At 71.8% G+C, this 4,145-nt stretch carries 3 protein-coding genes; all 3 read left to right on the top strand.

Features of this window, described 5'->3' with window-relative positions; translation table 11 throughout:
* Positions 1–432 precede the first annotated feature (432 nt).
* Positions 433–960: a DUF2563 family protein gene (locus tag ADK60_RS20160; RefSeq protein WP_159400506.1), complete on the top strand. Its 528-nt coding sequence runs from the start codon at positions 433–435 to the stop codon at positions 958–960.
* A gap of 40 nt (positions 961–1,000) precedes the next feature.
* Positions 1,001–2,653, top strand: a complete 1,653-nt coding sequence (locus ADK60_RS47725) for a WXG100 family type VII secretion target (protein WP_053647829.1) — start codon at positions 1,001–1,003, stop codon at positions 2,651–2,653.
* Between the two features lie 143 nt (positions 2,654–2,796).
* The gene (mycP, locus tag ADK60_RS20150; RefSeq protein WP_107094668.1) at positions 2,797–4,044 is read left to right on the top strand and encodes a type VII secretion-associated serine protease mycosin; all 1,248 of its coding nucleotides are present in this window, start codon (positions 2,797–2,799) and stop codon (positions 4,042–4,044) included.
* Positions 4,045–4,145 lie beyond the last annotated feature (101 nt).

Here is a 4,145-nt window from a genome sequence, read left to right as displayed (position 1 = left end):
GGGTGCTGGGGGGCATGCGGGGCGTCCGATCCGCGGCGGGGCCGGGGCCCGGCGGGTGGCGGGGCTGGGCGGCGGCCCGGGGCGCTGCTGTGCGACGCTGCGCGGCAGTGGAGGTCTCGTCCGGTACGACCGGACCGGGCCAGTCTAACGGCGCCCGCCGACCCCTCGGCCCGGCCCCCGCGCGGGATGCACGTGTCAAGTTCGTACCGATCGCTTACAAGCGGGGTATGGGCCCTGCCGGTCCGACAGAGGCGGTGGCTACGATGATTGAGGCGCCGTCCGTCCCGATGGGCGGACGGTTCTGCCGGATCGACCTGATTGATCTGTCGATCCGATCGACCTGTACGGCCGGTAGGACCGAGTAGTTGACGGTGTGTCGCGGTGCGGGGACCTGCGGGGGCCGCGTCGCGAACGGGGGAGAGGTGGATTGCTGTGCCAAGCGAGGCTGGACCGGGCGGCGCAGGCTGGGCCGAGGGCCCCAACGGCGAGGTGAAGCCGTGGACGCTGGACAACAGTTGGATCGGCCGTGTGGTCGGCCAGGTCCAGGTCGACGTCAGTGCCACCGCACTGGTGGCGGCGTTCGGGTCCAAGGACGTCAAGATCGAGCTCGACACGCTCACCAACTTCAAGAAGAAGGTCGACGCGCTGCTGGCCTCGCTGGAAGGTTCGGAGGCGGCGCAGCACAAGATCAAGGAGCAGAAGCTGCACGCCGGGAACCTCGGTAGCGGCTTCCACGAGTCCGCCGACCTGATCGCCGCGTACGAGAAGACGCACGCGGCGATCGCGCAGCTCTCGAAGTCGTTCGCGGAGCAGATCGACAAGATGAGCAAGGCGGTCGCGCAGACGGCGGGCAGCTACGGCAACAACGAGGAGCACCAGACGGCGGCGGTCAACGCGGTCGCGAAGAACGCGGACGGCGGGCCGGTACCCAAGCAGGGTGGCGGCGGGGGCTTCGCGTGACGGTCCGGGGAGCGAGTTTCAGCGATACGGGGAGTAACTGATGGCAGGCGGGACGAACTTCGAGGGGATCCAGCACGTCCAGCTCAAGTCCATGGTGGCTGGCAGCGATCCGTCCAGGGTGACCGGTCGTGGCAACCAGCTGAAGGCCGCCGGGCGCGTGCTGGACGAGCTCAGCAAGGCACTGGCCGCCCACGTGACCCAGATCCAGTGGGAGGGGCCGGCCGCCGAGAACTTCAAGTCGTGGGCCGGTGACCTGCACAAGTCGGCGTCCATGATCAGTGAGTACTCGAAGGGCGCGGGCGACGCCATGGTGCAGGCCGGCGAGGCCCTGAGCACCGCGAAGACCGGTGTGCCGGAGGTCCCGACCAAGGACATCGACACGGTCAAGCGGCACTCCACGCAGCCGTGCCTCAAGCCTTCGCCGTTGAGCATCGCCGGCTTCGGCAACCCGTCCGTGTCCACCGACGCGATCATGAAGAAGGAGGACCCGACCTGGGTCTCCTCCATGGAAGCCTCGGCGGCGCAGAAGCGGGTGGACACCGCGCACCAGGAAGCCATCCACCAGATGGAGAAGCTGGGGCAGGCGTACGAGGCGGCGACGACCAAGCTGAACTCGCTCACGATGCCCGAGCTTCCGGGAGCCGGCGGCGACAAGGGCGGTGTAGGCAGCAGCGAGGACGTCTGGGTCGGCGGTGGGGGAGGCAGGACGGGATCGGGCGGTTCGGGCCGCACGTCACGGGCAGGGACCGGGCCCGGTCCCAGCGGCTACAGCCCGCCCTCCGGCGGCGACCGGAGCGGCGGCGGTTCCGTGACGCCGCGTCCGCCGGTGCTGGTGACGCCCGGACCGACCCCGCCGGGGAACGTCACGCCGCCGCCGCGGCGCGGCACCCCGGCGCCGCTGCCGGTCGACCCGACTGCGCCGGGACCGGTGCCGACGGGACCGACGCACCCCGGGGACCGTCCCGGCACCGGGCTCGACAGCCTGCCGACGGTACCGACGCTGCCCGGCCCGACCGGACCGGTGGGTCCCGGGGGCGGTCCCGTGCCGGTGCACCCCCAGGGCGGTGGTCCCGGGTACCCGGTTACGCCCGGTGGCGGGCCCGTCGGGTTCCCCGGTGGAGGGCCGATCCCGTTCGGCGGGACCGGTCCGTTCACCGGTGGGACCGGTTCGCTGAAGAGCGGTGGGGGCCCTGTGCCCCCGAGCCGGACCGGCACCGTCGGGGGCAACCTGCCGACGAAGAACGGTGGTCCGGGCGCGAACAACGGCGGCACGGTCTTCGGGGCACGCGAGGCCCAGGGCCGGTCCGGCGGGTCCGGTGGTGGCGGCTTCGGCGGTCCGGGTGGCGGGATGCACCAGGGTGGCGGTCACGGCGGTGGCGCGGTCGGCGGCTCGCGCGGTCGGGGCTACAGCTCGACCGGCGGCGGCGTGGTCGGCGGGGTGAAGGGGCCGGTGGTTGCCGGGGAGTTCACCCCGGGCGGCAGTGGCCTGCGCAACCGGGCGGCCGCAGCCGGTGCGGCGTCCGCCGAGGGCGCGGCGCGGCCGGGCCAGAACGGCATGATGGGCCCGGGTATGGCGGGCGGCGCGGGCGAGCGGCGCGAGCGCGACCGTCGCAACCGGGCCGACTACCTGCACGAGGACGAGGAGACCTGGACCAGCGGTACTCCGAAGAGCAACCCGGGCGTGATTGAGTAGTCCGGAACGACTGCCCGGCCACTGGGCCTCCCGGTGGCCGGGCAGTCCTGTGCGGGGCGGGGTTAGGGCCCGACGGGGAAAGTGACGAGGGAGCAGCGATGCGGCGGACGAACGTACGGGCGCGGGGGCGGGGGTTCGCCGTGATGGTGCTGGCTGCCGGAGTGGCCGTCGGCCCTGCGGTGACACCTGCCGTGGCCGAATCGATCCGTGAGAACCAGTGGCACCTCGATGCGATGAAAGCCACCGAGGTCTGGCAGATCAGTAAGGGACAGGGCGTCACCGTCGCGGTCATCGACAGTGGCTTCAAGCTCGATCATCCTGACCTCGCGGGACAATTGCTGCCGGGCAAGGACTTCAGTGGGCTCCCGGGCGGAGTGGGATCCTTCACCGAGAGCCACGGGACCGAGATGGCTTCAGTGATCGTCGGTTCGGGCAAAGGGATGGGCGGAGGCGGAGCCTATGGTCTGGCACCTGCGGCCAAGGTATTGCCGATCAAGATCCGGAACAATGACAACGCCACAGGAGTAACCGGGGCGGAGTTCCTGAAGCAGATCGACCAGGGCATTGTCTATGCCGCCGATCAGGGCGCGAAGGTCATCAATATTTCCCAGGCGATGCCGGCCGCGTTGATGTCGGCGGCCGATGTGGCCGATCTGAAGGCGGCAGTCGATCACGCGGCCGCGAAGGGCGCACTGGTCGTGGCCGGTGTAGGAAACTCCGCGCAGAGCGGAAATCCGCTCGAGTACCCGGCGGCGCTGCCCGGGGTCGTAGGAGTGGGAGCAGTCGGGCGCGACGGGACGGTCACCGCGGAATCGGAGCAGGGCCCCCAGGTGGATCTGGCCGCGCCGGGAATTGAGATCTACAACGCCTGTACAGGGCCGTCCGGTTACTGCAAGGGCCATGGCACGTCGAATTCGACGGCGATCGTCTCCGCCGCTGCCGCGCTTCTGTGGTCGGTGCACCCGGACTGGAGCGCCAACCAGATCGCCCGGGTACTGATCAACACCGCCGGAAAGCCGACGGACGGCTCCAATCGGAACGACATCGTCGGATACGGCATCGTCCGCCCACGCGTGGCGCTGACGGAGCCGGGGGATCCGGGGCCGGCGGACGTGTACCCGATCCAGGAGCAGCCGGTCGGGCAGCCCGTGCCGAGTGGTTCGGCCGCCCCGTCGGCATCCGCGTCCGCTCCCGCGTCGCCGTCGGCCGCCGCCTCGGTTCCCGCGCCCGCGCCCACCCCGCCGCCCTCGGCCTCCGCCGCGCCGGTGGCGGCGAAGGACGACGGGGGCTCCTCCCTGGGCCTGGTGGCCGCGGTGGTCGGGGGCTTGGTGGTGCTGGCCGCCGTGGTCGTGGTGGTGCTGCGGCGTCGGGGCGGTCCGTACGCGCGGTGAGCGGTCGCGCTCCCTGGCGTGCGGGCGGCGCCGGGGGGCGCGGGGTGCGGGGTGGGGCGCGGGTGTCACCCGGGTGGGTGCTGTCGGGGGTGGGGCGGGGC

It is taken from the genome of Streptomyces sp. XY431, from assembly GCF_001279805.1.
Classification (GTDB): Bacteria; Actinomycetota; Actinomycetes; order Streptomycetales; family Streptomycetaceae; genus Kitasatospora; species Kitasatospora purpeofusca.
The sequence above is the reverse complement of the archived record's forward strand: the minus strand, read 5'-3'. Positions and strand labels throughout refer to the sequence as shown.